Source organism: Vibrio crassostreae 9ZC13 (assembly GCF_000272045.2).
Classification (GTDB): Bacteria; Pseudomonadota; Gammaproteobacteria; order Enterobacterales; family Vibrionaceae; genus Vibrio; species Vibrio crassostreae_C.
The window spans coordinates 1777244-1802790 of sequence record NZ_AJYZ02000019.1 but is presented as its reverse complement, the minus strand read 5'-3'; the positions used below and the strand labels follow the sequence as shown (position 1 = coordinate 1802790).

The 25547-nt window shown below is 44.9% G+C and carries 22 protein-coding genes; 10 read left to right on the top strand and 12 right to left on the bottom strand.

Features of this window, described 5'->3' with window-relative positions:
* Positions 1-3: 3 nt before the first annotated feature.
* From A136_RS09195 to A136_RS09185, 3 genes are all read right to left on the bottom strand, one after another.
* Positions 4-702: a TIGR01621 family pseudouridine synthase gene (locus tag A136_RS09195; RefSeq protein WP_017065342.1), complete on the bottom strand. Its 699-nt coding sequence runs from the start codon at positions 700-702 to the stop codon at positions 4-6.
* Positions 703-879: 177 nt separating this feature from the next.
* Positions 880-2496, bottom strand: coding sequence for a methyl-accepting chemotaxis protein (locus A136_RS09190; RefSeq protein WP_017065341.1), 1617 nt, complete (start codon positions 2494-2496; stop codon positions 880-882).
* Positions 2497-2677: 181 nt separating this feature from the next.
* Complete coding sequence (locus tag A136_RS09185; RefSeq protein WP_050546918.1) at positions 2678-4111, bottom strand: sodium-dependent transporter; 1434 nt, start codon at positions 4109-4111, stop codon at positions 2678-2680.
* Between the two features lie 366 nt (positions 4112-4477).
* Between A136_RS09185 and cls the strand changes: the two genes are divergently transcribed.
* Entirely contained in the window at positions 4478-5932 is a 1455-nt protein-coding gene (cls, locus tag A136_RS09180; RefSeq protein WP_017065339.1) for a cardiolipin synthase, read from the top strand.
* A 182-nt stretch (positions 5933-6114) separates the two neighbouring features.
* Positions 6115-7299, top strand: coding sequence for a cystathionine beta-lyase (locus tag A136_RS09175; RefSeq protein ID WP_017065338.1), 1185 nt, complete (start codon positions 6115-6117; stop codon positions 7297-7299).
* 244 nt (positions 7300-7543) lie between these two features.
* Here the strand turns inward: A136_RS09175 and A136_RS09170 are convergent, their stop codons facing one another.
* From A136_RS09170 to pspA, 7 genes are all read right to left on the bottom strand, one after another.
* Positions 7544-8110: a DNA-3-methyladenine glycosylase I gene (locus tag A136_RS09170; RefSeq protein WP_017065337.1), complete on the bottom strand. Its 567-nt coding sequence runs from the start codon at positions 8108-8110 to the stop codon at positions 7544-7546.
* Between the two features lie 76 nt (positions 8111-8186).
* Positions 8187-11297: an efflux RND transporter permease subunit gene (locus tag A136_RS09165; RefSeq protein WP_017065336.1), complete on the bottom strand. Its 3111-nt coding sequence runs from the start codon at positions 11295-11297 to the stop codon at positions 8187-8189.
* On the bottom strand, positions 11290-12375 hold the full coding sequence (locus tag A136_RS09160; protein WP_017060312.1) for an efflux RND transporter periplasmic adaptor subunit: 1086 nt from the start codon (positions 12373-12375) through the stop codon (positions 11290-11292). The genes A136_RS09165 and A136_RS09160 overlap by 8 nt, the downstream gene beginning before the upstream one ends.
* Position 12376: 1 nt before the next feature.
* Positions 12377-13411 (bottom strand): efflux RND transporter periplasmic adaptor subunit, encoded by a 1035-nt coding sequence (locus A136_RS09155; protein ID WP_029235302.1) that lies wholly within the window; start codon positions 13409-13411, stop codon positions 12377-12379.
* Positions 13412-13569: 158 nt separating this feature from the next.
* A complete protein-coding gene (pspC, locus tag A136_RS09150) occupies positions 13570-13956 on the bottom strand; it encodes an envelope stress response membrane protein PspC (protein ID WP_017065334.1) in 387 nt (128 codons plus the stop codon).
* The gene (gene pspB, locus A136_RS09145) at positions 13949-14182 is read right to left on the bottom strand and encodes an envelope stress response membrane protein PspB (protein ID WP_004734605.1); all 234 of its coding nucleotides are present in this window, start codon (positions 14180-14182) and stop codon (positions 13949-13951) included. Before pspB ends, pspC begins: the two co-directional genes overlap by 8 nt.
* 14 nt (positions 14183-14196) lie before the next feature.
* Positions 14197-14868: a phage shock protein PspA gene (gene pspA / locus A136_RS09140; RefSeq protein ID WP_010440091.1), complete on the bottom strand. Its 672-nt coding sequence runs from the start codon at positions 14866-14868 to the stop codon at positions 14197-14199.
* A gap of 273 nt (positions 14869-15141) precedes the next feature.
* Here pspA and pspF point away from each other — a divergent pair, with 273 nt between their 5' ends.
* The 7 genes from pspF to A136_RS09105 all read left to right on the top strand — a co-directional run bounded on the left by pspF (position 15142) and on the right by A136_RS09105 (position 22321).
* The gene (gene pspF, locus A136_RS09135) at positions 15142-16164 is read left to right on the top strand and encodes a phage shock protein operon transcriptional activator (protein WP_017065333.1); all 1023 of its coding nucleotides are present in this window, start codon (positions 15142-15144) and stop codon (positions 16162-16164) included.
* A gap of 102 nt (positions 16165-16266) precedes the next feature.
* Positions 16267-17889, top strand: coding sequence for an ABC transporter substrate-binding protein SapA (sapA, locus tag A136_RS09130; protein ID WP_017065332.1), 1623 nt, complete (start codon positions 16267-16269; stop codon positions 17887-17889).
* Positions 17889-18851: an ABC transporter permease gene (locus A136_RS09125; protein WP_017060307.1), complete on the top strand. Its 963-nt coding sequence runs from the start codon at positions 17889-17891 to the stop codon at positions 18849-18851. Before sapA ends, A136_RS09125 begins: the two co-directional genes overlap by 1 nt.
* Entirely contained in the window at positions 18838-19725 is an 888-nt protein-coding gene (sapC, locus tag A136_RS09120) for a putrescine export ABC transporter permease SapC (RefSeq protein WP_017065331.1), read from the top strand. Before A136_RS09125 ends, sapC begins: the two co-directional genes overlap by 14 nt.
* Complete coding sequence (locus A136_RS09115) at positions 19725-20726, top strand: peptide ABC transporter ATP-binding protein (RefSeq protein ID WP_017065330.1); 1002 nt, start codon at positions 19725-19727, stop codon at positions 20724-20726. The genes sapC and A136_RS09115 overlap by 1 nt, the downstream gene beginning before the upstream one ends.
* Positions 20723-21505 carry a peptide ABC transporter ATP-binding protein gene (locus A136_RS09110; protein WP_017060304.1) on the top strand — a complete coding sequence of 261 codons (783 nt, stop codon included), beginning with the start codon at positions 20723-20725 and terminating at the stop codon, positions 21503-21505. The genes A136_RS09115 and A136_RS09110 overlap by 4 nt, the downstream gene beginning before the upstream one ends.
* 36 nt (positions 21506-21541) lie before the next feature.
* On the top strand, positions 21542-22321 hold the full coding sequence (locus A136_RS09105; RefSeq protein WP_029235301.1) for a DUF2927 domain-containing protein: 780 nt from the start codon (positions 21542-21544) through the stop codon (positions 22319-22321).
* Positions 22322-22419: 98 nt separating this feature from the next.
* On the opposite strand, the gene A136_RS09100 is transcribed toward A136_RS09105, so the two are convergent.
* A complete protein-coding gene (locus A136_RS09100) occupies positions 22420-22809 on the bottom strand; it encodes a DUF2750 domain-containing protein (protein ID WP_004734596.1) in 390 nt (129 codons plus the stop codon).
* A gap of 149 nt (positions 22810-22958) precedes the next feature.
* Complete coding sequence (locus tag A136_RS09095) at positions 22959-23864, bottom strand: manganese-dependent inorganic pyrophosphatase (protein ID WP_017065328.1); 906 nt, start codon at positions 23862-23864, stop codon at positions 22959-22961.
* 201 nt (positions 23865-24065) lie between these two features.
* Here A136_RS09095 and A136_RS09090 point away from each other — a divergent pair, with 201 nt between their 5' ends.
* Positions 24066-25280 (top strand): putative manganese transporter, encoded by a 1215-nt coding sequence (locus A136_RS09090; protein WP_017065327.1) that lies wholly within the window; start codon positions 24066-24068, stop codon positions 25278-25280.
* The last annotated feature ends 267 nt before the right edge of the window (positions 25281-25547 follow it).

Genomic DNA, 25547 nt, shown 5'->3' with positions numbered 1-25547 from the left:
CACTCACTTAGTGTTTAGCTTTGGCCAAGTTAATGACCAAGGTTCAAGCCAACTGTCCAAACCGTTCGACACGGTTTCTTGATGCCACTTCTCACCCAAGGAGTTTAGGCTTCTTGGATCGCAGACATATTCGTAGGCTTGTGATTGATAGGCAAATCGAATCGCGAAGGCATGTAGATAACCTCTGTCAGCCTCACTCGATGGATTATAAATAGGGTCACCAACAATGGCTGAGCCGATCGACTTCATCGCGACACGGATCTGGTGAGTTCGCCCTGTATAGGGTTTGCATAACAGCAGACGCTCACCGGGTTCAGCCGTTGCTGATAAAAACTGAGTAATCGCAGGGTTCTCTTTGGATGTCAGAAGTTTCCAACTTGAGCGTCGTGAACGCTCCATGTCTCCTGAGATCAAACCTTGCTTTTTCTTTGGCTTCTTAGAGCCAATCGCAAGGTAGTATTTTTCTACTTCACGCTTTGCAAATAGCTGTGAAAGCTCGCTCGCCGCCGACGCATTTTTTGCCAGCAGCAGAATGCCCGAAGTCATTTTATCTAGTCGATGAACGAGGTACAGCTTAGGCTCATCAATTGCCTTAGCAACTTCTTGAAGCAACATGGTATCGCCATCGTCTTTGTGGACGCTGACTCCAGGGTGCTTATTGATAAGTAAAAAATCAGAGTGGTTCAGAAGAATATCGAACATTAAAGGCTAGCTCCATTGTAGAACGTGGAGTATACCGCGTCTGAACCCAGATTCCAGCTACGAAAAAGCCCAACTCACTCAATAAATATTGAATCGTTGGGCTTCTTTTCAGCAACTAGCGATCAGTGCGTGGTCTTTACTCGATTACCAATAGGTAAATAGAACCAAGCTACCGCTTTACGCCAGTTTAAACTTACCAACTAATGCTTCTAGCTCAGCAACCTTAGCGTTCAAGCCTGATGTATTTTCGGAGCTACGAGTTGCTAGCTGCAGAGATTGCTCAGAGATATCGCTAATCGCGGTAATGTCCGCTGCAATTTCTTTGGTCACAGCCGTCTGTTCTTCTGCCGCAGTCGCAATAGAGTTGACCATGCTTTGTACATTGCCCGCTCCGCTAACAATCGCTTCCAATGCTGAAACCGCACTTGAACTTTTCTCTACGCCAATCTCAACTAACCGACAGTTATCCTGCGTGTAAGTAACGGCTTCTTGCGTACCAGATTGAATTGATTGAATAATGCCCGATACTTCTTGTGTCGCTTTGGTTGTTCTCTCAGCCAACGCTCTCACTTCATCAGCAACTACAGCAAACCCACGCCCAAACTCGCCAGCACGCGCAGCCTCAATCGCAGCGTTAAGAGCTAACAGGTTAGTTTGCTCAGCAATGTCTTCGATTACCTTGATAACGCTACCAATCTGCTCACCGTGAGAACCTAGAGTATTCATTTGCAACGACATATCGCTCATTTGAGTCGACACTTGTTGAATACTCGCCACCATCTCAACAATCACGTTGCGGCCATCTTCTGCAGAGGTTTCTGAGCGAAGTGCTTCTTCATAAGTAGACGTGCCCTGCTGCGCCACTTCTGAAATGGTCAAGCTTAACTCTTCAGCAGCCGTTGCAATTAAGTTGGCCTTATCAGCTTGAGCAGAAGCGCCCGTTACGATGTCTTGGCTAATAGAAGAGAGCTCCCCTGTCACCGATTGGACTTGGTGAGTCACAGACGAGATTGAACCTAATAGGTCTACTAGTGATTTCTGCATCTGGTTAATCGACTTAGCCAGTTCAGCCAATTCATCACCAGAATCATCAATAATATCGCCTGCCGTTAGGTCACCATTTGCTACACGTCGTGCTACTTGTTCTACACGAGTAAGACGATTGGTAATAGAGCTAGACAATAGATACGCAATCACACAACCAAAGACAATCGCAATAGCAGACAACACCATGATAGTGCGCTCGATGGTAGTAAACGTGTCGGTTAGTGTCAGTAGTGACTGTTCTGTATCTGCGCGCTCACTTGCTGACGCTTGATCCAGTAAGTTCTCAATAGGGATAAGATTGCTCTCATACAAAGATCGTAGCTGTTGAATATTAGCTAGTAGCGCAGCTTCATCATTGATCTTCGGCACAAGCTTTGATTCAAACTCTTGAGTGAAACGCCCCATCAGGTCTTCAATTCGCTGAATACGGCGGTGGTCTTCCGAACCTCTACTCTCCAAACGCTTAGCCTGCTCGATAGCTTGAGCAAATTCGTTCTTGCTGGTTCGATAATCATTGAGTGCGTTATCAACCAGTGTAATTGCACCAAGCGCATCTCGATAGACATCTCCAGCTTCATCGATCAAAACAAGGTAGGTAACGGTACCCGGTACATCATCTAATCTAATCTCATCGGCGCTCTTATGAGCGCCAATAACTTCCATCCATACAATACCGACTAACGTGACAAGCACCGCCAATATAGAGCCAAAACCGGCATACAGTTTCTTTCTCACTGACAATTTCACACAACACCTACCTAAATCAAAATATAGCTCTAACAGCTATTCGTTCCATTTATATCGGCTATCAGACGGATACCTTTAATAATTATTTTTCTTAGATAATTAAGTTCCAGACATAAAAAACGGGAGCTAATGAGCTCCCGTTTCTTAACTTACTTTAGCTCGCGATTGTAGCTTCTTAAAACTATAGCTTCTTAGAGATAAGCGCAGAGCCAGCAATAATACCAATACCTAGTAGCATGATTGCACCTTTACCGCTGTCGAAGCCAGAAGAGATACCCATGAATGCAACGATTGCGATAGCTACTGGGATGATGTACTTAACTAGCGTGTACCATAGACCGAATAGTGGGAAAGATACTTCACCATCGTTAGTGATTTCTTTCTCTAGGTCAGCACGGTTTAGTCTCCAACCAGCGAAGATACATACCAACATACCGCCAACCGCTAGGAAAATCTTATCCGTTAGTAGGTCGAAAATGTCGAACGCGCCAGTATCAAACAGTGTTGGACCGAAGCCGCCAAGTGATAGAGAAGCGAAGATACATAGAATCGCCATTACAACACTTGCAGACAGTACCGCTGTTACACGCTTCATGCCTTTCTCATCGATTAGGTAAGAAACCACAACTTCAAGTAGAGATACTGAAGATGTTAGTGCCGCAACACTCAAACCAACGAAGAACATAAGAGCAAATAGAAGACCAACTACGCCGCCCATTTCAGCGAACAGCTGAGGAACAACAACGAATACTAAACCAGGGCCCGCTGCAGGTTCCATACCGAACGCGAACATTGCAGGGAACATTGCAACACCAGCTAGAATAGCAACACCAGTATCCATTGCGGTTACCATTGCTGTTGTCTGAACTAGGTTCTCTTTCTTCTTAAGGTAAGAACCGTATGTCATCATACAACCCATACCAAGACTTAGAGAGAAGAATGCTTGACCTAGAGCGGCTAGAATTACATTGCTGTCTACTTTAGAGAAGTCAGGACTGAATAGGAACTCAAGACCAGCCATCGCGCCCGGAAGCATAATGCCTTTGATTGATACTACAATAAGGATAATGAAAAGAAGCGGCATCAGGATCTTACCTGCTTTCTCAATACCACCAGAGATACCTTTCATAACGATAACAACGTTAAGTAGTAGGTATAAGCCCATCCACATTAGTGGTTGAACTGGGTTTGAGATAAAGCCACCAAAGCTATCACCAATTGCTTCTGGTGCGTCTAGAAGACCACCTGCAATTTTACCGATGTATGCGATTGACCAACCGCCTACTACTGGGTAGAAACCCATGATAAGTAGACCACTGAATACGCCGATAACGCCAGCGAACGTCCAACGACGGTCAGTTGTTTTAAATGCACCTACTGCTGATTTTTGCGTATGACGGCCAATCGCAAATTCAGTCAGCATGACACTGAAACCAATAAAAATTACAAAAAACAGGTAAATGGCAACGAATGCACCACCGCCACTTTCGCCTGCTGTGTATGGGAATTTCCAAATGTTACCTAAGCCAACAGCAGAACCTGCTGCAGCCATTACGAATCCTAACTTCGAACCCCAGGTATCGCGGGGTGTTGTGGTTGTATTACTAGTAGCCACGTGTACTCCAAACTTTTGTGTTATGTGATGTTGTGTTTTGCTTTGGGTGGCGTCTTTAAAAGGAAGGTGTATAAATAAATTTACACACCTAAAAGATTTGATTGACGCTCGTTGTCTAGCAAGTAAACCAGTTTAAGAATAAAATTGGAAGAGCATACCGTACAAATTTCGTTAAAGATGTAAATTTTTATGGTTAAATGCCGACTTTTCATACAAAACAATCGTTTTCTTCTTAAGTTGACCAAAACTTAACAACTTTAACCTATTTACATCTTTTGCTCTATTTTGTAAATAGTTGAATCCTTAAATTCCCATATACGTTAAATAGCATTACTATCTAAGTGTCTCTTTTTTCGAGTATTCAATGTGGATAAGCTTTATCATTTTTTAACTTTGGCCTCTGTTGTTTTGTACTGGGTTCTCGTAGCCGGTGTGACGTTTCGTGTTGTACTAAAACGACGCTCTGTCAGCGTTTCTCTTGCTTGGCTAATGGTTATCTACATTATCCCGATTGTTGGTGTAGCTTGTTACTTCCTTTTTGGTGAGCTAAACCTAGGCAGAAAAAGGGCTGAACGCGCTCATCGTATGTTTACCCCTTTCGGCGACTGGTTCCGTCAATTGAATGATTGCCAACTTCACCAACCAGGGAAAGTCGGCTCCCCTATCCATAAGATTGACGAGCTTTGTAACAATCGAATGGGCATCCCTGCACTCAGTGGAAACACTCTATCGCTGCAATCTTCACCAAACGAGATCCTACACGCAATTATCGAAGATATAGAAAATGCACAAACCAGTATCAAGATGGTTTTCTATATTTGGCATCCAGGTGGCCTGACCGATTCGGTTGCCTCTGCGCTGATTCGCGCTGCAAAACGTGGCGTAGATGTTAAAGTTTTGCTCGATTCAGCCGGTAGCCCTCGCTTTTTCAAAAGCCACTGGCAGTCAATGATGAAGGACGCAGGCGTTCAAGTCGTACAAGCACTAGAAGTGAGCCCATGGCGTATTTTCTTACGTCGCCTAGATTTAAGACAACACCGCAAAATCATTGTGATTGACGAGACTATCGCCTATACGGGTTCAATGAACATGGTCGATCCTGCTCACTTCAAACAAAGTTCCGGCGTTGGTCAGTGGATTGATGTAATGGTCAGAGTGACTGGGCCAACCGTTAATGTGTTATCCGCTATTCATGGCTGGGATTGGGAAGTTGAGACTGGTGAACGCATTCTCCCTGATATACCTGAATGCCCAGTTGAAGAAATCATGACACATCATCCGGTTCAAGTAGTGCCGTCTGGCCCTGGCATGCCGGAATATTTGATCTTACAAGTACTGACCATCGCCATCAATCAAGCGAATCATTCTGTACGTATTACTACACCTTATTTTGTGCCAAGTGCTGACTTACTCGAAACACTTAAGATGACAGCTCAACGCGGCGTAACTGTAGAACTGATCATTCCACACAATAACGATTCACTAATGGTTAAATGGGCTTCTCGTGCGTTTTATACCGAGTTGCTTGAAGCTGGCGTGAAGATCTATGAATTTTACGGTGGCCTTCTTCATACCAAATCGGTAGTGATCGATGAAGAGTTTTGCTTGATCGGAACCGTCAATATCGACATGCGCAGTTTGTGGCTCAACTTTGAAGTGACTCTGGCTGTGGATGATGTGCATTTCACGCAAAAACTGTCTGAGCTGCAGAAATCTTATATCGCTTCATCCCACTCTGTAGAGTTAGAACAGTGGGAGCAAAGAAACCTTAGTAATCGCTTCTTTGAGAGGCTGTTCTACTTGTTCAACCCACTCCTATAATTCCAGCAATGAGTCGATTATGGCTCGTTGTTTCCCCATCGATCATTTTTAACCTTTCACTGTTAACTGAGTGAAAGGTTAAAAATCGTAAGAAAAGCGCAAAAATCCCCGCTCCGCTCTTGCTTTGAACACTCTTGGCATGTTTTAAATAGGACATAACCGATTGATAAGGAATTCACAGCATGTCCGAGAACAAAACCACTAAACTTATCACTGCCGGTCGTGATAAGAAGTGGACCAATGGTGTTGTTAACCCACCAGTACAACGCGCTTCAACTGTCGTATTTAACTCAGTAGAAGAGAAGCGTAAAGCTACGATTAACCGCGCTAACAAGACCCTTTTTTACGGACGTCGTGGAACCAACACTCATTTTGCCTTCCAAGATGCGATGGTTGAAGTAGAAGGCGGCGCGGGTTGTGCACTGTACCCGTGTGGTACAGCAGCAATTTCGAATGCCATTCTCTCTTTTGTAGAAACAGGTGATCATATTTTAATGGTTGACACCTGCTACGAACCTACTCGTGATTTCTGTGACACCATCATGAAAAAGATGGGGGTAGAGACAACTTACTACGAGCCAACGATTGGTGAAGGTATCCAAGACCTTATCAAGCCAAACACTAAGGTGCTGTTTACTGAGTCTCCAGGCTCTGTCACCATGGAAGTGCAGGATATTCCAACACTAGCGCGTATCGCTCATGAACATGACATCATCGTTATGCTAGACAATACTTGGGCGGCTGGCGTGAACTTCTCACCGTTTGATTTTGGTGTTGATATCTCGATTCAAGCAGCGACCAAATACATCGTGGGTCACTCTGATGTGATGCTAGGTACGGCAGTCGCCAATGAGAAATGCTGGGATCAACTAAGAGAGCAAAGTTACTTGATGGGGCAATGTGTCTCACCTGATGATGCTTATTTAGGGCTTCGCGGCATTCGTACTCTTGATGTGCGTCTACGCCAACACGCAGAAAGCAGCTTGAAGGTCGCAAAATGGTTAGAGACTCGTCCTGAAGTTAACCACGTTCGTCACCCTGCTCTTGAGTCTTGCCCAGGCCATGAATTCTTCAAACGAGATTTTACTGGCGGTAATGGCTTGTTCTCTTTTGTACTAAACAACTCTAATATCAAAGCGACGACAGCGTTACTTGATGGAATGACACATTTTAGTATGGGTTACTCTTGGGGTGGATTTGAAAGTTTGATTCTAGCTAACGAACCAAGCAGTTTTGACAGCTTGAGAACTGTTGCCAATCCTAATTTCGAAGGTACCTTGATACGTGTTCATATTGGGTTAGAAGATGTTGATGACCTGATTGCTGATCTAGAGGCGGGATTAGAACGTTATAGCGCTCTGATTTAATCTGAGACGATAGGTCTAATATGCAAAAAAGGCAGGATATTCCTGCCTTTTTCTGTTTAAAGCATAACTCAAAATACTCATATTCAGATACTTCAGCTCATAATACAAACCGCTCATAGTCCAGAAGCTTTCAAAGCCAATATTGAACCTTAAAGCACATCTACTTAAAGATCTCAGAGCGATGAAAAAATGGCTATGAATTTTTCAATTTCTAAGTGATTGTTCCGCTGAAATAAATAACACTTTATTTGTGTGGGCAACCGACTAAATGATCATTGACCATACCTGTTGCTTGCATAAATGCGTAACAGATTGTTTCTCCTACAAACTTAAAGCCTCTCTTCTTCAAAAACTTACTCATCGCTTTAGATTGCTCGGTAGAAGCGGGAACTTGAGACATCTCAGTCCATTGATTCACGATCACTTCATTATCAACAAATTGCCATAAGGCATTAGAAAGAGAGCCGAACTCTTTCTGTAATTCAAGCGTTGCTCGTGCATTGTTGTATACCGAAGCAATCTTACCCCTGTGTTTAACCACATCGAAGTTTTCAATGATGTGCGGCACGTTGTCTTCATTCAGCTCAGCTAGCTTGTTTAGATCGTAATTATCGAACGCGGCACGATAGCCTTCACGCTTTTTAAGGATCGTAATCCAACTCAGACCTGCTTGAGCACCTTCTAAAGTAATGAACTCAAACAGAACTTGGTCATCATAAACAGGCACGCCCCACTCTGCATCGTGGTACTCCCTTTCAAGCTCATGTTTAAGCGCCCATGCACACGTTCTATCCACTGTATTAGCTTCCATTTCGATGGTCTCTTTTAGTAATCATACATAAAAATAATGCCCCAATTAGGGGCATTATTTCAAAGGTCAGTTGACGTTAAGCCACTTCAATTTTATGGAACAAACGATACAGCACAGGCACTACGATTAGCGTGAGTACAGTCGCAAAGCCTAAACCAAACATGATGGTTACTGCCATTGGTTTGAAGAAGATATCCGGTAGTAGAGGGATCATACCTAGAATGGTGGTAATCGCCGCCATACATACCGGGCGAACACGACTCAGAGCCGCATCAACAACCGCTACATACGGATCTTTACCAGATTTCATCTCAATCTCAATTTGATCAAGTAGTACGATACCGTTCTTCAGAAGCATCCCAGATAGACTCAAGAAGCCCAACAGCGCCATAAAGCCGAATGGTGTATTCAAGGCTAGCAAGCCTGTCGTCACCCCTATCAACGCCAATGGAACCGTTAACCAAACGATCAGAGGCTCTTTCACCGAGTTAAACAAGAACACAGTGATTAAGAACATGAACAAGTAACCCAGAGGCATGGTTGTGAACAGTGACGCCTGTGCATCTGCTGACGACTCATATTCACCCCCCCATTCCAATGAGTAACCCGGAGGCATCTCAATCGCTTCAATCTGTGGTTGTAAGCGTTTCTGTAGAGTTGAGGCCGTCTCTTCACCCAATAGATCAGGATCCGCCATTACCGTTAGCATACGCTTACGGTTCTTACGGATGATCAGTGGATCTTCCCATTCTAGCTCGTAACCTAACGTTACTTGTTGAAGTGGGATGTACTCACTTAATGCTGGGCTCCAGATCTTCATGCCTTCGATGTTACGAATATCGACACGCTCGTCTTCAGGCAAACGAGCCACAATCGGCATTAACGTTGTACCATCACGATACACACCAATCGACTTACCAGAGAAAGACATTGCTAGGAAATCATCAACGTCAGATTTAGTAATACCATAACGACGCGCTTGGCTTTCATTGAACTGAGGCTCTAATACCTTAGTTCTTTCACGCCAATCGTGACGAACGTTAAATGCGCCTTCATCAGCACGCATGATGTCCATCACTTGTGCAGCGATTGAACGTAAAACCGTTGGATCAGAACCCACAATTCGCGCTTCAATTTTCGCACCGCCACCAGGACCTAATTCGATCTGTTTAAGCTTGTAGTCAATCTCTGGGAACTGACCATTTACATGTTCACGGAAGCGTTTCATTAGCCCTTCAAGTACTTCATAACTTTTCACACGAACCGTTATCTCGCCGTAAGCGCTATAACTTTTCTCTGGCGCATAAGTCAGCATGAAACGTTGCAGGCCTTTACCCGCGGTTGTCGTGATATGTTCAACTTCGTCCTGCTCAGCTAGCCAACTCTCAAGCACTTTAAGCTTGGTATTGGTCGCTCGAATATCGGTACCTTCTGGCATCCACACATCCACTTGGAACATAGGTGTGGTTGAAGACGGGAAGAAGGCTTGCTTAACGAAACCAAAACCGTACACACTCGCGCCTAAACCAATAATCAGAACAAACATGGTTAACCAAGCACGCTTCATACAGAACTCAAGGAAGTTTTTGTAGATAACAAAAACCATCCCGTTGTATGGGTCCTTACCTTCGTTATCTGGATCGACCTTCTGACCTTTAAAGAACATGTCGGCAAAGAACGGCGTGAGCGAGATGGCAGTAAACCAACTCAGCATCAAGGAGATCAGTAGCACCGTGAACAAGGTGCCACAGTATTCGCCTGTTGAGTCTTCAGATAAACCAATTGGAGCAAACGCAGTCACCGCAATAACCGTCGCACCAAGCAGCGGCCATTTGGTTTGGGTTACGATATCGGTGGCTGCCTGCATCCGGGTTCGCCCCTTCTGCGTGCCGATCAATATCCCTTCCACCACCACAATGGCATTATCCACCAGCATCCCCAAGGCGATAACCAACGCGCCCAGTGAAATACGTTGTAGGTCGATCTTGAAGTACTGCATGAAAATGAATGTACCGAATACGGTCAATAGCAGTATCAAACCAATCAATAGGCCCGATCTTAGTCCCATGAAGAACAGTAACACCACGATTACGATCGCAACCGCCTGCCCTAAACTCACCACAAATCCGCTTACCGACTTGTCTACCTCTTTCGGTTGGTTATAAACCTCGGAGATGTCGATGCCGACGGGTTGTTGATACTTTAGCTCGGCCAATCTTCGATCAAACGCTTCACCAACCGCTACTACGTTCACGCCTTGCGCAAAAGAGACACCAAGGTTAAGTGCGAGCTTGCCGTTATAGCCAATGATGTTACTTGGCACTTCAACATAACCACGAGTTACATTCGCCACATCTTTTAAATAGATGAGACCTTGAGCACCACCTTCTGTCAGAATTAAATCGCCAAGCTGCTCAACATTCTGGAACTCACCCGTTGGATGAATTCGAATGTATTCGTCGCCAATTCTTACCGCACCCGCACTTGATACAATATTTTGAGTCGATAAAAGATTAAATACCGTGCTTGGAGACAGACCTAAGGAGCTTATCCGCTTCATCGATATCTCAATGAATACTTGCTCTTGTTGTTGACCAGAAACAGAGACCTTACTGACCCCATCAACCAACTCCAGCTCTCGCCTTAGATAATCAATGTAATCCAGCAGCTCTTTGTAGCTATAACCATCACCCGTCACCGCAAGCAAGATCCCGTAAACGTCACCGAAGTCATCAATGACTTGAGGATCATTGACCCCAGGTGGCAGTTCAACCTTAAGATCATTCACTTTTCGGCGAAGTTCATCCCAAATTTGCGGAAGATCGTCCGGACCATAGTTATTCTTCATCGTTACCGTTACCTGAGACAGGCCACGGCTTGAAATAGAGTTCACTTCGTCGACATAGGTAAGCTGTTGAATCGCTTTCTCTAGTGGGTAGGTAACTTCTTCTTCCACCTGCTGAGGCGTTGCCCCCGGGTATGAAGTCACGACCATTGCATCTTTGATGGTAAAGGCAGGATCTTCTAAACGCCCCAAACCGAAGAATGCTGAAACACCACCAATAAGAAAGATCAGAGATAGCATCCAGCTAATGACTTTGTTACGTATAAAGTAAGAAGCAACACCTGTGATCTGATCATCACCCTGTTGATCGTCATTTTGGGGCTTGTTATTTACTTCACTCATTGTTCGTCTCCTGAGACAATACTTCCACTGTCATCCCATCTCGCAATCGCGATACGCCTGCAACAACGACATGCTGCCCCATTTCCAATCCTTTCACTACCTGCAATGTTTCCTGGTTTGCTTTTCCTAACACGACTTGTTGTTTCGAGACTGTCTTGTCGTCGTTAAGAACCCACACATAAGAGTTTTTACGATCCAGTTCATCACCGTCTGCATTGAATACCGCTTCGATCGGAATAAGTACACCAGCTTTTAGCTCCAAACCGATATCCCGCCCGTTTGAAGTCACATCAACGGCCATACCATCAAGAATCAAATCGTCTTCTGGCATCGGCAAAGCTAATGTAACCGTGAAGGTACCCGTACTTGGATCGGGTTCAGTGGTGAACTCTTTAATACCTGCGGTGTATTCATTACCGCTTGGCACTCTCACCACAGCTTCCACGTTCGAGAGGAGCGTTTCATTGGGTTGATTCACATAAATTTGGTCAGGGAGCTGAATCACAACTTCGACATCCTCAACACTGTGAATGTTCACAATCTGTTGGCCTACCTGAATATTTTCATATTGGTCGACACTGACTCGAGAAATAATCCCATCAACAGGCGCACGAAGCATAGTGAACGATAAGCGCAGTTTCGCCAGTTCCAACTCGGCATAAGCAATCTGGCGTTGAGCGGCAATTTCATCGAATTGCGACTTAGCCAATAAGCCTTTCTTCACTAGCGGACTCGAACGTCGGTATTGACTATTGATTACCGTGTAACGAGCTTGAGCATTGTCCACATCCAATTGATAATCGGTTGGGTCAAGCTCGGCAATGATGTCCCCTTTGGCAACTCGTTCACCTTCCTTCACATCTAGCTTGAAGATTTCACCCGCAACTCGGAAACTGAGGTGAGCCTTCTCAGCAGCGTTTGCTACCGCAGGGAAATAGAGTTTGTCGCTAAAATCGATGACTGAAATCTCGATAGCTTTAACCAAGGGCGTGTTATTCACTTCTACAGCTTGCTTATCTTCACAAGCCGTCAGTAAGGCTAAACACGACAGGCCAGCAGCCACTTTAAGTGTTTTCATGTTATAGCCCCCTTTCCTTGATCCACTCTCGAACTTTAATGCCCGACTCAAGACCATTGACGCCAGAAGTCACAATGCGATCGCCATCGTTCAATCCAGAGACGATATGGCGTTTTTCATCGATGACAATGGCAACATTTTCAACAATGCCGTCGCTATTCACACGCCATACAGAGACATCATCCCCATCGGTCATCATTGCTGACGTTGGTATTTTGGTGGCCGCCGCTAACGATGAAACGAGATTTACCGAGCCAGACATACCGGGCAAAATACCCACATCGGTTGGTCTTTCCATTACCATGGTGACTTTGTACGAACCTGTTTTCGGGTCAGCTTCGGTATCCACTTCTTGGAAGGTTAAAACGTAAGAGTTTTCAGGAAACGCATCAAAAACCATGGTTGCATCAATCTCGACCCCTGATGAAAAGCGCGTAATAAGTTGGTCGGGTAATAAGAAGACGACTTTAAGAATTTGATTGGTTTGAATATTCATCACGCCTTGTTTAGCCGCAATGTATTCATGGTTTTCAGCAGGAATGATGGAAATGGTTCCGTCATACGGCGCAACCAAAGTGGTGTAGCGAAGATTCGCGTTAGCTTGATTAAGCACCGCGCGAGCTGAATTGTGGTTCGCTTTCGCTTGGTCGAAATCTTGCTCTGATACCACACGATCTTTACGAAGTTTGATCGCACGTTGATATTGAACATCGGCTAGCTGAAAATTCGCTTTTGCTTGCTTCTCGAGTAGTTGATATTCATCGGGATTTAACTTAGCAAGCTCGTCGCCTTTAGACACGTGCTGCCCAGCGGTCACATCGATGCTCTGCAATAACCCAGGAACACGGAATGCGAGTACCGCTCTGTCACCAGCTTCTGTGGTAGCAGGGAAATTACGCTCAAAGGCATTATTACCGACGGAGACAGTGAAGAGTTTGGCGGGTCTGGACTCAGGTTCAGGCACGGGAGGAAGCTCCTTACCACACCCAGACAACCCAGCTAAGGCAGTCAATAGGACAAGGGAGGCTCTATACATTGGTGATCATCCATATCTATAAATATTTTTATAACATAGATTAATCACATGTAACTTACCAGTCAGCGTAAGATTTATTTAGAGAAAATTATTAAAAAAAATAACGGCTTGGAATAAATTTTCCTAAACCGTTATCTAATCCTTTTTAGATTTTACCACTACATGTTCTTAAATTCACGATTCACTTTAAACGTATCTGAGGTGACATAAGCTTCCATGTTGCGGACACTGGTCTCTAACTTCTGGAAATCACCCTCTAAAGTGTTCAATAGCGACTCTGCAGTTTGCCCTTTTTCCCAAGGCTTTTGCTTCAGCGTATGCTCTTGTTTCGCCTTCATTTGGTCGACATACTGAGGTGGTTGTTTTTCAAGCATAAATGTCAAAGCTAAATACGCTAATAACACCAGAAAACTACCACCAAGCAGTGCTGCTGAGATAACTAAGATGCGAACCAACCACACTTCAAGGCCAAAATAGTTCGCTAACCCTGCACACACACCAGACAATTTGCCGTTAATCGTGTCGCGATACAGTTCTCTACTCATAGTTTCGTCTCCAGTTAGGCGACTCCGCATCCAGTATTTTTTCTAGCGTTTTCACTCGGTCTTGCATGGATTCGGCTTGCGCAGAAAGCTTATGCAGACGTTGAAGATCCGTTTCAGAAAGACCATTGCTGGATTTCTTCTTGCTGCGGTAATGTAAGAATAACCATAGCGGTGCCACGAAGATTAAAAAGACAATCAGTGGACCTGCAATTAGAAATGTTGACATAGACAACTCCTAGATTATTTATCGCGGTTTTCAACTTGTTGCTTCAGTTTCGCTAGCTCTTTTTCGATTTCATCTTGAGCTTGTAGCTCGGCAAACTCTTGGTCTAAAGATTTTGCGTTGCCAGTCTTAGCGTAAACGTCCGCTTCAGCTTCTAATTCATCCACTTTACGCGAGAATTGCTCAAACTTCGCCATTGCTTCGTTGGTTTTGCTTGAGTGCAGGTGTTTTTGAACATCACGACGGTTGCTTGCCGCATTGTTACGAATCATTAATGCTTGTTGCTTTGCACGAGTTTCTGCGATCTTTGTTTCAAGTTTACCAATTTCACTCGTCAATTTTTCGATGGTTTCATGAACCAAGGTTTGTTCGGTGTGAAGGCTCTTGATGATGTCTTCCAGTTTTTGCTTTTCGATTAGCGCCGCTCTCGCCAAATCTTCGCGTTGTTTGGTCAGGGCAAGTGTCGCTTTATTTTGCCAATCTAGAATCTGTGTTTCGATAGCTTCTACTTTACGCGCTAGCTCTTTCTTGTCAGCAATTGCTTTTGCTGAGTTGGTACGAACTTCAACTAAGGTGTCTTCCATTTCTTGGATAATAAGACGAATCATCTTTTCTGGATCTTCAGCCTTATCTAATAGTGCACTGATGTTTGAATTTACAATGTCTGCAAAGCGAGAAAAAATACCCATGAGGAACTCCTTAATTACAATGATGGCAAATGCGTTTCAAATCGTTGTGCGACTTTATCAATCCACTTGCTCAAAAATTTACGTTTGTTGTTAAACCTACCATAAATAATCCAAGTAGCGTGCCAACTTTTAAGCCATTTATTATCAGTTACTTACAATAAAATGGTGATTAACTCGAACCATGCTATGATGAATTTAGCCAAGTATTGGTATTTTTCACCACTATGGCTCTTACATGACCTCTCCAGCGATTAATTCATACAAGGACCCGCTATGCAGCAGAACCTCATTGGTGAATCACCTAGCTTTCTCTCTGTGTTAGATAAAGTTTCCCAACTCGCACCAATAGAAAGACCCATTCTGATCATTGGCGAACGTGGCACAGGTAAAGAGTTGATCGCACAAAGACTGCATTACCTTTCAAGACGTTGGGATCAACCTTTGATCTCATTGAACTGCTCAACCTTAAGTGAAGGTTTGATTGATTCAGAACTGTTTGGTCATGAATCGGGATCCTTTACGGGTTCGAAAGGGCGTCATCAAGGTCGTTTTGAAAGAGCAGAAGGCGGAACGCTGTTTCTGGATGAGCTGGCGACCACTCCCCTTGCGGTTCAAGAGAAACTACTGCGCGTTATTGAATACGGGCAATATGAACGTGTCGGTGGGCAAAAGGCGCTAAGTGCCAATGTCAGACTGGTGTGTGCAACCAATGCCGACTTACCATACATGGCATTAAAGGGCGAATTCCGAGCAGACCTATTAGATAGACTGGCGTTTGACGTCATTACTATCCCTCCTTTGCGTGAGCGAAAAGAAGACATCATGCTACTGGCAGAATATTACGCCATTAAGATGTGTCGTGAATTGGAATTGGAGTTGTTTGTTGGCTTTGCCCCCTCTGCCGTTGAATCGCTTTTGGATTATTCTTGGCCAGGGAATGTACGAGAACTCAAAAACGTCATTGAGCGAGCTATCTATCAGCACGGAAAAGATCCATATCCTATTGAATATTTGGTGTTTAACCCATTTAAACCCGCATGGAAAACAGAGCAAGATTCCTCTCCGGAAACTGGCAATGAGCCGTCTAACAGCCATACTTCATCAGAGAGCTTGTTTTCTTTGCCGCTTGATTACAAAGCATGGCAAGAACAACAAGACATCAAGCTACTCAACCAAGCCCTCAAACAGAGCAAATATAACCAGAAACAAGCCGCAGAATTACTTGGGTTAACCTACAACCAATTACGTGGAATGGTGAGGAAGTACGCGATTGTCGGACAAGCTAACGATAAATAGCTGTCCACGCTTGATTATTATTTGGAGCCGAATAAATAAAATGTTAAATTGTCCGGATCTTGAGGCTCCTCTAACGCCTCGTTTCGAAAAGTATTTCTTTTTATGAAAGCACTAATAAGACTATCACTGAGCATCTGCACGTTGAGCTTTCTCGCTGGATGTGGTGAGAGTGTGAATCACGAGCAAATCCGTGAAAAAGGCTTCATTTATTGCGGCCAAGGTAATCCTAGTACCTTCAATCCACAGCTAGTTGATAGTGGCATTACCGCAGAATCGCTGAGTCCTCAAATCTTCGATACACTGCTCACTCTTGATCCGATGACGTACCGACCAAAACAGAACTTAGCGACAAGTTGGTCTGTTGATAAATCAGGTACAGAATACACGTTCAAACTGCGCCCAAATGTTGCGTTCCAAACCACAGACTGGTTCACCCCAACTCGTAGCATGAATGCACAAGATGTGGTGTTTAGCTTTGAACGTGTCATTGATAGTTCAAACCCATTTCATTATGTGGGTGGCGGCCTATACCCATGGTTTGCCGGAATCGACTTCAAAAACCTGATTGTCGATATCACCGCAGTTGATGACCTAACGGTGAAATTCCAATTAAGTCGCCCAGACAATTCGTTTCTCAACAATATCGCCACCAGCTATGCAGTCATTCACTCTAAGGAGTATGCCAATCAGCTCATTGCAGCGGATGAGAAAAATCGAATCGATTCCAATCCAGTCGGCACTGGCCCTTTCTACTTAGATGAATACCAAATCAACGACCTAGTGCGCTTGAAAAAGAACAAGCACTACTGGAAAGGTGAAGTACAAATGGACCAAGTTGTGTTCGATACTTCGCAACGTGGAACAGGCACACTTGCCAAGCTTCTGCGTAGTGAGTGTGACGTGCTCAACTCACCAATTTCTAGCCAAATCCCTATTATTCAGGCTCATGAAGAGTTGAAGATTTCTGCTACTCCGGCGGTTAATGTCTCTTTCATCGCGCTGAATACTGAGCACCCTGCACTGCGTGACTCTCGAGTTCGTAAAGCGCTCAACTTAGCCATCAATCGTCAGAACATTCTTGATTCTGTGTATTACGGTACAGGAACCAAAGCCTACACCTTGCTTCCTCCGACTTCTTGGGCTCACCAAAAAGACAGCGTTCAAGTTCGCTACGACCGAAACTATGCGGTTGCGCTTCTCAAAGAAGCTGGCGTTGAACCTGGGTTAGAGCTTTCAATGTGGGTACCACTAGAGCCACGCGCATACAATCCAAGTCCAAGAAAAACGGCAGAACTTATCCAAGCAAACTTAGCCGATATTGGTATTGAATTGAAACTCTATACCGACGACCGATTTGACCGCACACAGTTGTCCTCTATTTCCTCAACAGACTTGTTGCTTACAGGCTGGATAGGCAATACCGGTGACCCGGACAACTTCTTACGTCCGCTGCTCTCATGCAGCTCTGAGCGTGCAGGGTTAAACGTCTCGATGTGGTGTAATTCAGACTTTGATTTCCTTCTCGACTTAGCATTAGAGATCAATCAACAAAGGCACCGTGTGAACTTGTACCGACAAGCCCAAAACATTCTCAATGAAGAAGTTCCTGTGATTCCTTTAGCTCATGGCGTGCAATTTCGCGTGCACGATCGTTCGCTAACAGGCTTTAAAGCAAGTCCTTTCAATGCCCAACCTTTTGATCAAGTCAGAAGAGAGGTGCAGTAATGTTTTGGTATACATTAAGACGTGTAAACTTATTCGTTATTACGCTAGGAATTCTGACCTTGGTAGGTTTTTCCCTGCTTCGATTAGACCAAACCTCACCTTGGGCAATTCAAGATTTTTGGCCCGGTTGGATTAGCTATATCACTGAATTATCGACGCTAAACTTTGGCCTAAGCAAACACGGTGTGCCTATCATCGATGAGTTGGTCCTGGTGTTCCCTGCAACGCTAGAGCTGTGCTTCTTTGCCTTTGTGTTGGCACTCATCATCGGTATTCCTTTCGGCACCATTGCTGGTATGAGACAAGGTAAATTTGTTGATACCACCATATCGTTCACCTCAATGGCCGGTTACTCTGCGCCTATATTTTGGGTCGCGTTGCTGATGATCATGGTGTTTTCACTGCACTTTGAAATGTTCCCAGTTGGTGGCCGATACGACCTACTTTACGAGATTGAACACGTGACTGGATTCGCGATGATTGACGCCTTTTTTGCCGAGGGTCGCTACCGTGCGCACGCACTACAAAGTGTTATCGAGCACATGGCGTTGCCTTGTCTTGTTTTAGCACTGGCGCCAACGACTCAGGTCATCCGATTGATGAGAGCGTCAGTGGCTGAAGTAATGACGCAAAACTACATCCGCGCTGCGCGAATTAAAGGTCTTTCCACTAGAGAGATCATCACGCAGCACGTGCTAAGAAACGCGATACCTCCGATTATTCCTAAGGTCGGTGTTCAGCTATCGAGTATGTTAACGCTTGCTATTGTTACCGAGTCTATCTTTAACTGGCCGGGCATTGGCCGCTGGTTATTGGATGCCTTATCGAATCAAGATTACGTTTCAATTCAAGCTGGTGTAATTGTGGTGGCTACCTTAGTTTTGACCGCTAATATTCTGTCCGATCTACTGGGCGCGATGATCAATCCACTGGTAAGGAAGGAATGGTATGCTAACAAATAACGTCTACCAAGAAGAACAGATTCCAACCCAGTTCGAACGTTTCTGGCGCAGCTTCCGCAGCAATAATCTAGCTATGTTTGGCTTGTGGTGTTTGGTGCTTATCATTCTGGTCACCGTCACTTCACCGTGGCTAGCCCCGCATGATGCACAAGAACAAACCGGTCACCTATTAACGCCGCCCTCTTGGGATCCTGCGGGAACGGTAGAATACTTTTTGGGTACGGATGACTTAGGCAGAGATATTCTCTCTCGCCTAATAATTGGCTCTCAGTTAACCTTCGGCGCCGCGGTGGTGATTACCTTTATCGCAGCCGTCATTGGTTGTCTGATTGGCGTACTTGCTGGTATGACGCGCGGTTTACTATCAAGCACGCTAAACCACCTGCTTGATACTGTTATGTCGATTCCATCTCTTCTGCTGGCGATTATCTTCGTGGCATTCCTTGGCTTTGGGGAGTTTAATATCTTGCTCGCCTTGTGCTTGGCACTGATCCCGCGCTTTATACGCTCGGTGTACATTGCCGTGCATGCTGAAGTAGAAAAAGACTATATTCTGGCTTCTCGCCTTGATGGTGCGAACGATTTTTACCTGCTATGGAACTCAATCCTTCCGAACATCCTTACCGTGATCGCTCTTGAAGTTACGCTGGCACTGTCAGTCGCAATTCTTGATATCACGGCTTTAGGTTTCCTAGGGCTTGGCGCTCAAGCACCGAGTACCGAATGGGGCTCCATCTTGGGTGATTCGGTCGAGTTGATTTACCTTGCGCCATGGACAGTTACCCTACCCGGCTTAGCTATTATGTTTACAGTTATCGTGATTAACCTCGTCGGTGAAGGTGTTCGCCAAGCGCTAAATGCAGGAATCGAATAATGCCGTTACTTGATATTCGACATCTAACCATCGAGATTGAGACCCCTCAAGGGATGGTTAAAGCCGTAGATCGAATGAGTATTACCCTCAATGAAGGGGAAATTCGTGGCTTAGTAGGTGAATCAGGCTCAGGTAAGAGTTTGGTTGCAAAAGCGATCGTCGGAGTATGTAAAGAAAACTGGAAGGTTTCTGCAGACCGAATGCGCTTAGGTAATATCGACCTACTGCAACTGACGCCGAAAGAAAGACGCCGAGTGATCGCCCGCGATATCGCAATGATCTTCCAAGAGCCATCAACGTGTCTTGACCCTTCTGAAAAAGTAGGTAACCAGCTCGTTGAAGCGATCCCTTCCCATTCGTTTGAAGGTCGATGGTGGCAACGATTTAAGTGGCGTAAGAAGCAAGCGATCGCATTACTACACAAAGTCGGCATCAAAGACCACTCTCGCCTAATGGACAGTTACTCTTATGAGCTGACAGATGGTGAGTGTCAAAAAGTCATGATCGCAATGGCGATCGCTGCCAAGCCAAAAGTCTTGATTGCTGACGAGCCAACCAACGATTTAGACCCAATTACACAGTCTCAAATATTGCGTCTTTTGAGTCGTATGAACCAGATCAATAACACCACCATCGTGTTGATCGGCCATGACTTAACCACCATTACCCAATGGGCGACTCGCATTACCGTGATGTACTGTGGTCAATCGGTAGAATCCGCTGATACACCGAAGCTGTTGGATGCACCAAAGCACCCGTACACCGTTGCTTTGTTAAAAGCGATGCCAGACTTTAACGACTGGATTGCCCACAAGGAGAAGCTCCAGTCTTTGCCGGGGTCAATTCCACCGCTGCAACATCTTCCTATTGGTTGTCGATTAGGGCCTCGCTGCCCATACGCACAAAGGCAGTGTGTCGAGATCCCACATACGAAACGTATCAAGAACCATAAGTTCAACTGTCACTTCCCTCTGAATATGGAGAAGAAAAAGAAATCATGAGTGCATTATTAGAAGTCAGTGATTTGTCTAAAGACTTTACGACTCGCTCTGGTCTTTTCCGTAAAAAGATTCATCAGGCGGTGAAGCCAGTTAGCTTTTCTCTTGAAGCAGGCCAGACAATTGGTTTTATCGGCCAGAATGGTTCTGGCAAATCAACATTAGCCAGAATGCTCGCAGGCATGGTGGAGCCAACCGCAGGCGAGATCCGCGTGAATGGCGAAAAGCTAGAGCACAAAGACTACTCGACTCGTTGTAAGCTGATTCGAATGATATTCCAAGATCCGAATACGTCACTTAACCCGCGCATTCAGATCGGTCGAATTCTTGAAGGTCCATTAAAGCGAAACACCAACATGCCTCCAGAAGCTCGTATGCGTCGTGTGAAAGACACACTACTGCGCGTAGGCCTTCTACCGGAACATGCGTATTTCTACCCTCAGATGCTTGCTGCAGGCCAGAAACAGAGGGTTTGTTTGGCTCGTGCCTTAATACTTCAGCCATCCATCATTGTTGCTGATGAAGCTTTAAATGGTTTGGACATGGCAATGCGCTCGCAAATCATCAATCTGTTCTTAGAGTTACAAGAAGAGATGGGCGTATCGTTCGTTTATGTATCTCAACACCTCGGTATTGTTAAGCACATTACCGACAAGATTATTGTCATGCATGAAGGCAATGTGGTTGAGAGTGGGGAAACAGATCAAGTGCTAACCAATCCAACTCACCAAATCACCCAAAGATTGGTTGAGAGCCATTTCTCCAAAGCGCCGAACCACTAACCTGGAATCACGCTACATTTAGCAGAGGGGAAAAGTATGTATCGAACAGCTTCAATGCTTCCCCTCTTGTTGGTGCTGTTGTCCTTTAACGCGACAAGCACACCGCTCACATGGCTAGATAGAAGCTTCGTCGAAACTGCCTTTTATAACGTCGCGCTTCAACACGAATACTCCCAAGGCAACAAACCGCTCGCCAAGTGGAAACAACCGATCAAGATTTGGATCGATCATCGAGTGGGCGATGAGGAACTGCATCAAGAGCTCACAGAGCTTCATATCAAACACTTATCAGAAGTCACCCAACATCCAATAACAATCGTCAGTAAAGAGTCCGAAGCGAACGTTAAATGGATATACACAAGGCAGAGCCAGTGGGTATCTGAGGCGAAATCGGTGCTCAAGCTCAAATCAACTCAACATTTAAATAGCGCCATCTGCACGGCGGGCTATAGAACCAATTCTAAAGGCGAGATTGTATACGCTGGGATTGTAATCCCGGTTGATCAGGCAAGATCGCGAGGTAAGCTGGTCGCCTGTATCGTGGAAGAGATCACACAAGTTCTAGGCCTGCCGAATGATTCAGATAAAGCCTACCCTTCTATTTTCAACGACCACACGCCAGAAGACTTATTATCGCCGTTAGACGTAGTGCTACTGCAATTGCTGTATGAACCAGAATTGAAAGCTGGAATGACAAAATCTGAAGTAAAACCTATCGTTCGAAAGATACTCAAGAGATACAGCAAAACAGGTGTGCTTCAGCAAGCTTCTAAAGCCGCACAGCAAGCGCCTTTGTATCAGTTGATTGGGTATTGACGAATATACGTTGGAAGTAACTTAGATGGGATAATTGAATGATAGCGCTGCCTAAGAAAGGCAACGCTGACTTACGATGTTACTGTATTACGAAAGAACTAGCGCTTAGCTGCCTGCTTTTTCAATTCGAAGTCGAACTCATCCGGGAACAAGATAACGCCTTCTTCTTGCTCGTTCGGGAATACTACAACAGCAAGTTCGTCGTCTTCTAGACCGTTCGTCCAGCGACTGTGCCATTTGTTCAACGAAATAGACTCAGCTTTACACTCAGACCAATCACCCGTTGCCCATGATTCTGCGAACTCTTGGTTTGGCCATACTGGAACACAATCTTCATCTTCTGTGTTCAGCATTACACAACCGTGTTCATCGGTTAAGATCCATACTTCACGGTTTGCTACGATTTCTTTCACACAGTATTTCAGGCGTTGCTCGCCCGTGTACTTGTTGATTTCAGCGATTTTTTTATCGTCTAGCTGTGTAGTCATCTTAATTTCCTACTTTAGTCAGTAACTTTGCTCTTAAAGCTATTTTATGCCGAGTGTTGTTAACTTCAAACATTATCGATGAAGAAGAAAGTCTACTTCAAAGAAAAACGCCTGCTAAATAAGCAGGCGTTTAATATTAAGCGACTTGATTAAACAAGCTCACCTTGTAGCCAAGGCCAGCCTTGCTTCTTACGGCTTAGTGTATTTTCCATCATTAATACGCCGCCTTTCTCGTGCTTAACCAATTTCTCAGCCCACTCACCTTTGTATAGAAGACGAGTTTGAGCAGTAGTGATATCTGTTAGCATTACCGCAGCGAACGCTAGACCGTCTTTCTCACAACGCTCTTCAAGATCAGCTTCTAGCGCTTCGATCATGCCGTCTACTTGCTCAAGAGTCGCAAGTTCAACTTGACCAACAACAACATCACGACCGTTGAATGGGTAGCCTTTAAGGTCTTTTTCTACTAGCTGTGCAGCAGATAGGCCTTCGATGTTTGTTTTTGCGATTAGAAGCGCTTTGATGAATGCATCAACGTCAGTTACGCCAGCAATTTCAGCAAGCTCAGCAACCGCGTCTTTGTCTTTTTGAGTACATGTTGGAGAAGCGAAACCAACTGTGTCTGAAAGAATTGCAGACATCATTAGTTTAGCGATTTGTTGAGAGATTGCGTGACCTTCAATCTTGAACATGTTGAAAAGTACAGTGTTTGTACAACCAACAGGCCAGATCCAAGCTTCCATTGGGTTTACTGTCATCACGTCGCCTAGACGGTGGTGATCAACAATACCTACGATCTCTGCATCAGCAACATCATCTGGTGCTTGTGCTAGATCTGAGTAGTCTACTAGCCAGATTTTCTCACCAGCAACAGAAGTACGAAGCTCTGGCTTTTCAGCACCAGCGACTTCTAGAATGTGTTGAGTTTCGCGGTTGATCTCGCCTTGGCGAATTGGTGTCGCTTCCTCGCCACGAGCCTTAAGAAGCTCAGTTGCAACTAACGCACTACAAATACTGTCACTATCAGGGTTTTTGTGACCAACAACTAAAATCATGTTTCTTCCTATTACACTAACAATTATGACTCTACCTTTAGAGCCTCTCTTTATTAGCCATACTTTACCTCATTTTTTTAGATTGGTCATGTTTCGTGGGTTTAGCCAATAGTAACAATAGATAAAAAAACAACAAATGCAATTGATAATTATTATCATTCGTATATATTTATCTTAAGCCACTAATTTTGAGTAACACCTATGGATCGACTAATCTCTTTTTTGCCAAGCAGTAGTGCTGCGAAAACAACTCAGTTTTCACTGTCATTTAAGCGCCTGCTTTTGCCTGTCTCACTTGCAGCTTTGGTTGCAGCCCCAGCTACACGAGAGCTGACGGTGACTACTTTGTCAGACGCGTTTTGGGCAGTGTCTTGTTATGTTGCTTTAACCTTGGCTATTTACCACTGGTTAAGTCTGTACATAAACAAAGATAACGTCTTCAATAAGCTCGTCCATCAATCTCGTTCAAACCAAGTGGTATTCGCGGCTCTCATGGGCGCGTTGCCCGGCTGTGGCGGTGCGATAGTGGTAACCACACAATTTATCTCGGGAAAACTCGGATTTGGTGCGGTAGTTGCGGTGCTCGTCTCAACCATGGGTGACGCGGCGTTCCTGCTCATAGCGAGCGAGCCTAAGACAGGTTTAGCCATGATGGCGATGGGCGTGATCGTGGGTACTGCGTCAGGCCGAATCATTAACTTGTTTCACGCAGACGACTTCTTACGCCCAAAAAAAGCAGAGAAAAATGAAGTGGTGAGCAGCTGTGCTTCTCAATCTCAAGACAAAGAATCGGTCTCTAAAAAAGCGATAAACCTGCAAGGTTACCTGTGGTCTGTACTGATTATTCCGGGTGCTGCCGTTGCCCTACTTGGCTCTTTTCAAGTCGATGTGAACGAGCTGCTCGCTTTGCCTGAAATGTCGATGGAATGGGCGGGGACAGTTTTGCTGATCAGCTCGATGTTTCTGTGGGGGCTAACCCGTGAAATTGAGGATTACAAATCAGCCGTGAGTGAGGACGAAAAGTGTATAGGCTCTCACCCATTGCAAAAGACCGCTCAAGATACAAACTTTGTCACCGCTTGGGTGGTGGTTGCCTTTCTTTTCTTTGAATTTGGCTCTGTGATAGCAAATGTTGATTTTGCGACGCTATTCTCAAGCTGGGGCATCATGCTCCCCCTGGCTGGCGTGTTGATGGGTTTGCTACCGGGCTGTGGACCGCAATTATTGGTCACTAGCTTGTACCTATCAGGTGCGCTTCCACTTTCGGCTCAGGTTGGTAATGCGATTTCAAATGATGGTGATGCGTTATTCCCTGCGATTGCCATGGCACCTAAAGCAGCGCTTATCGCGACCTTGTATTCGAGTGTGCCCGCTTTGATCTGTGCATACGGTTATTGGTTTATGTTCGAACTTTAAGCTTAAGTTTCTATTCAAGGCTCAAGTTTTTATTCAAGATTTAGGCTTCACTCCTTAGGTTTCAAATCGTCGGTACTCTGTATCGGCCTTTTTACTTTCGACGACCTAGCTCTTTAGAAAGCACTCAAAAACCCTCTTCCTTTGCCCCATAGCTGTTACCACGTTGCTTCTGCAACTTATCTCAAGCCATACTTTATAACTCGCCGCTAAAAAGCCTTCATAAACGCGACTACAAGACTTAATTAGAAATCTCTGTACAGATATTAG